Below are 3,634 nucleotides of genomic sequence, written 5' to 3'. Positions count from 1 at the left end.
GCCTGGCCATCGCCCGATCCGCCGCGGGCAGCCGGCTTCGATTGGCGCGCAGGCCCTCGGCGAGCGAGCGGTCCGGATCGCAATGCGGATCGAGGCTGGCCAGCACGCGATCGATGCGTGACCACATTCCAACAGCCGGGGTGAGTCGTGTGCCGAGCCGCTCGAATCGGTCGCCGGCGATGTCGAGCGCCCGCAGCCCGTAGCGCTCCGCGAGGCGCGGAATGGGTGGCGCGGCGCCGTGGATGAATTCCGCGCCGAGCTCGATGGGTGTCACACACCCGGGCGCCCACTCGGTGGCGATGCGGCCGCCTGTGCGGCCGCGGGCCTCCAGCACGATGCACTCGGCGCCGCCCTCGACCAGAACGTTCGCCGCGGCAAGGCCGGCCGCCCCCGCGCCGATGATGATGACGTCAGTATCGACACGTTGCCGCCGGTTGCCGGCCATGGCGCGCGTGCGGCGGTCAGAGCGATCGGCGGACTTGCGCGCGCTCGTCATGGACTCTCACATTCATCGTGAACTGCTCCTTCATTGGGGCGGCCGCACGTTGCGGCCCAGCAGACCTGGACTCCACCTTCGCGCGCAAAGATAGAGCATAGCCATGCATGCCGCAGTCGCGTCCCACCTCGCCGCGTGGGAGAACTTCTATCTCATCACCGGTCCGTCCGCCGCGGCACTCACCGGCTTGCAATTCGTGGTCATGGCGCTGGTGGCGGACCGGGAAGCGGGCAGTTCGCTCAGCGTGTCGGCTTTCGGGACGCCCACCATTCTGCACTTCTGCATGGTGCTGCTGCTAGCCGGCATTCTCACGGCGCCGTGGACGACGCTCGCGGGGCCCGCGCTTGCCATAGCCGCCTGCGGCATTATCGGGGTGGCGTTCATGGCGCTCTCCGTCAAGCGATCGCGGCGTCAGGGCGCATACAAGCCGGTGCTCGAGGACTGGATCTGGTACTCCGGCGTGCCGCTGGCCGCGTACGCCGCGCTGATCGTCAGCGCCGCGCTGCTCCCCGCTCACGCGGCGGGCGCGCTGTTCATCGTGGGAGCGGTGGTGTTGCTGCTGCTCTTCCTCGGCATCCGCAACGCGTGGGACACCGTGGTCTACATTGCGGTCGCGCAACGCGAGCGGAATGAAGGCGAGGGCGCGGAGAGGCCGGGGTAGCCCGGCTCATTCGCGCGGTGTGCCCGCCTCCCTCCGCGCGTCAGCCACTTCCGCCGGGAGCGTCAACAGAAATTCCGTCCCCGCGCCGGGCTCGCTCTCCACGGTCAGATCTCCGCCCATCCCGCGCGCCAGCTCGCGGCTGATCGGCATCCCGAGCCCCGTCCCCTTCTGCTCGCGCGTGAGGCGATTCTCGAACTGCGTGTACGGCTCGAAGACGTTCGCCATCTGTTCGGCGGTCATGCCGACGCCGGTATCGCGCACGCCGATGAGCACCCGCCCTGCCTCCAGCACCGATGTGCGGAGCGTGATGCGCCCCTCGCGCGGCGTGAATTTCACCGCGTTGGAGATGAGGTTGAGGAGAATCTGCACCGTCTTCTGCCGGTCGCCGTGCATCGCGAGGCGCGTGTCGCAGAGCGTGCAATCGTAGACGATGCCCTTGGCGGCGAGTTGGGGCCGCACGAGCGATTCGATCGTGTCCAGCAGCTCGCCCATGCGCATGCTCTCCAGCCGGTACGTCATCTCCCCGGCCTCGAGCTTCGCCTGAGTGAGCACCATGTCGATGAGGCCGAGCACATGCTCCTGGGCCGCGATGATCCGCCGCAGATAGTTCTGCTGCCCCGCACTGACGGGATCGGGGATGCCATCCCGCATGAGCGTCGCGTATCCGCCGATCGCGTTGAGCGGCGTGCGCAGCTCGTGGCTCATCATGGCCAGGAACTCCGACTTTGCCCGATTGGCCGCCTCCGCCTGCGCGCGGGCGCGGCTCATCTGCGCCTCGTTCTCGCGGAGCGCCGCTTCCGCCCGCGCACGCATGATGATGCTCGCCGCGAGCATGGTCGCCGTCTCGGTGAGATCCAGCTCGCGCGGGGTGGGGAGGCGGGGCTCGTCGTAGTACATGGCGAAGGTACCGATCACGGCGCCCTCCTGATCGCGGATGGGCGTCGACCAGCAGGCACGGAGCCCGAAGGGGAGGGCGAACGACCGGTATTCGCGCCAGAGCTCATCCGTGGCGATGTCGCCCACCACCACCTGCTCTCGACGGAAGGCGGCGGTGCCGCATGAGCCGGCCGCGGGCCCGATTGGCAGGCCATCGATGAGCCGGCAGTACTCATCCGGAAGGTTGGGGGCGGCGCAGTGTCGCAGCGTGGTTCCGCGGTCCGCGAGAATCAGTACCGACCCGCGCATGGCCGGGAGCTCGTGCTCGATGAGGCGAATCAGATGCTCGAGTGCGACGTGACGGGTGCGCTCGCGCGAGCGTGCCTCCGACCGCTCGTCCATCACGCCGTCGCCGATCCGGCCGGCGGTGCTACTGACCATTTCCACCTTGCGCATGGCGTCATGGTGCATGGCCACCTCGCAGCTGAAAGTCGCGTCCTCCATGCGCACAGGAGTGGTCGTGCGCCCCGGAGCGTGCCGTTACCGAAACGATAACATGCGGGGATGCCGGTGGCGAGCACGCCGCCCGACGCGCGGGGCTGGCGCATTGCTCCGGCGCGTTCCGCCCGTTCAATTATTCCTCATTCCAGCCATCACGTCGCGCTCTCGCACTCACACCGCAATGCCACGTTCGCGCTTGTCCTTCTCGATCGTCGCTGCCGCGCTCGTTCTGGCGGCTCCATCGCTGCGCGCGCAGCAGGCTACCGCCCAGGCGCCGCACACCACCTCGCGCGTCCAGCACCCCACCTCGCCAGCCGCACAGCGGTGGTGGCACACCATCACCGTCCTCGCGGCCGACAGCCTGCACGGCCGCCGCATCGGGACCCCCGGCTACCTGGAGGCCGCTCATTACGTGGCGGACCAGTTCGCCGCGCTCGGCCTCGCCCCCGCGGGCACCAACGGCTACTTCCAGCCCGTACAACTGGCGCAGGTGCGCGTGGTCCCCGAGCGCTCGAACGTGGTGCTCCAGACGGCGTCGGGCGCGGACACGCTTCCCCTGCGCGTGCGGATCACGCCATCGAGCGTGGCCGACGTGGCCGGCCCGCTGGTCTTCGTGGGCTACGGGCTCTCGCTCCCCGGCGTGCACGACGATCTGGCCGGCGTCGATCTGCATGGCAAGGTGGCCGTCTATCTCAACCGGATGCCGCAGGGACTGAGCGCCACCCTCTTCGCGCACGGCCGCGCCTCGCGGTGGAAGACGTTGGAGCAACGGGGCGCGGTAGCAGGAATCGCCATCGCCGATCCGCCGCGCCCGAACGCGCGCCGGCGGGGCAGGCGGCGCGGTGCGCGGCCGACCACGGGGCTCGCCGCAGACCCGGCGGAGCGCGGCGTCCTCGTGACGGTCGAAGCGAAGGACGCCGAGCGCCTCTTCGCCGGCTCCGGGCACAGCTACGCCGAGTTGCTCAAACGCTCGGATGCGAAGCAGCCGCTCCCGACCGTCGCGCTCACGCCGCGGCTCCGGGTGCATCTTGAGATCGAGCGCACGCCGATCACCGCGCCGAACGTGGCGGGCGTGCTCCGCGGCAGCGACCCCGCGCTCA

At 69.8% G+C, this 3,634-nt stretch carries 4 protein-coding genes; 2 read left to right on the top strand and 2 right to left on the bottom strand.

Translation table 11 applies throughout. The features are described from left to right. On the bottom strand, positions 1-496 hold a 496-nt coding region (locus VFW66_05655; protein HEX5386164.1), incomplete at its 3' end, for an FAD-dependent oxidoreductase. Positions 497-599: 103 nt separating this feature from the next. On the opposite strand from VFW66_05655, the gene VFW66_05650 reads away from it, so the two are divergent. Then, positions 600-1,157 (top strand): hypothetical protein, encoded by a 558-nt coding sequence (locus tag VFW66_05650; protein HEX5386163.1) that lies wholly within the window; start codon positions 600-602, stop codon positions 1,155-1,157. A 6-nt stretch (positions 1,158-1,163) separates the two neighbouring features. Here the strand turns inward: VFW66_05650 and VFW66_05645 are convergent, their stop codons facing one another. Further along, a complete protein-coding gene (locus tag VFW66_05645; GenBank protein HEX5386162.1) occupies positions 1,164-2,504 on the bottom strand; it encodes an ATP-binding protein in 1,341 nt (446 codons plus the stop codon). A gap of 226 nt (positions 2,505-2,730) precedes the next feature. On the opposite strand from VFW66_05645, the gene VFW66_05640 reads away from it, so the two are divergent. Further along, positions 2,731-3,634 (top strand): hypothetical protein (locus tag VFW66_05640; protein ID HEX5386161.1); only part of this gene is annotated, 904 nt, incomplete at its 3' end.

The organism is Gemmatimonadales bacterium (assembly GCA_036279355.1).
Lineage (GTDB): Bacteria > Gemmatimonadota > Gemmatimonadetes > Gemmatimonadales > GWC2-71-9 > DASQPE01.
This window is presented reverse-complemented; position numbering and strand designations above follow the sequence as displayed.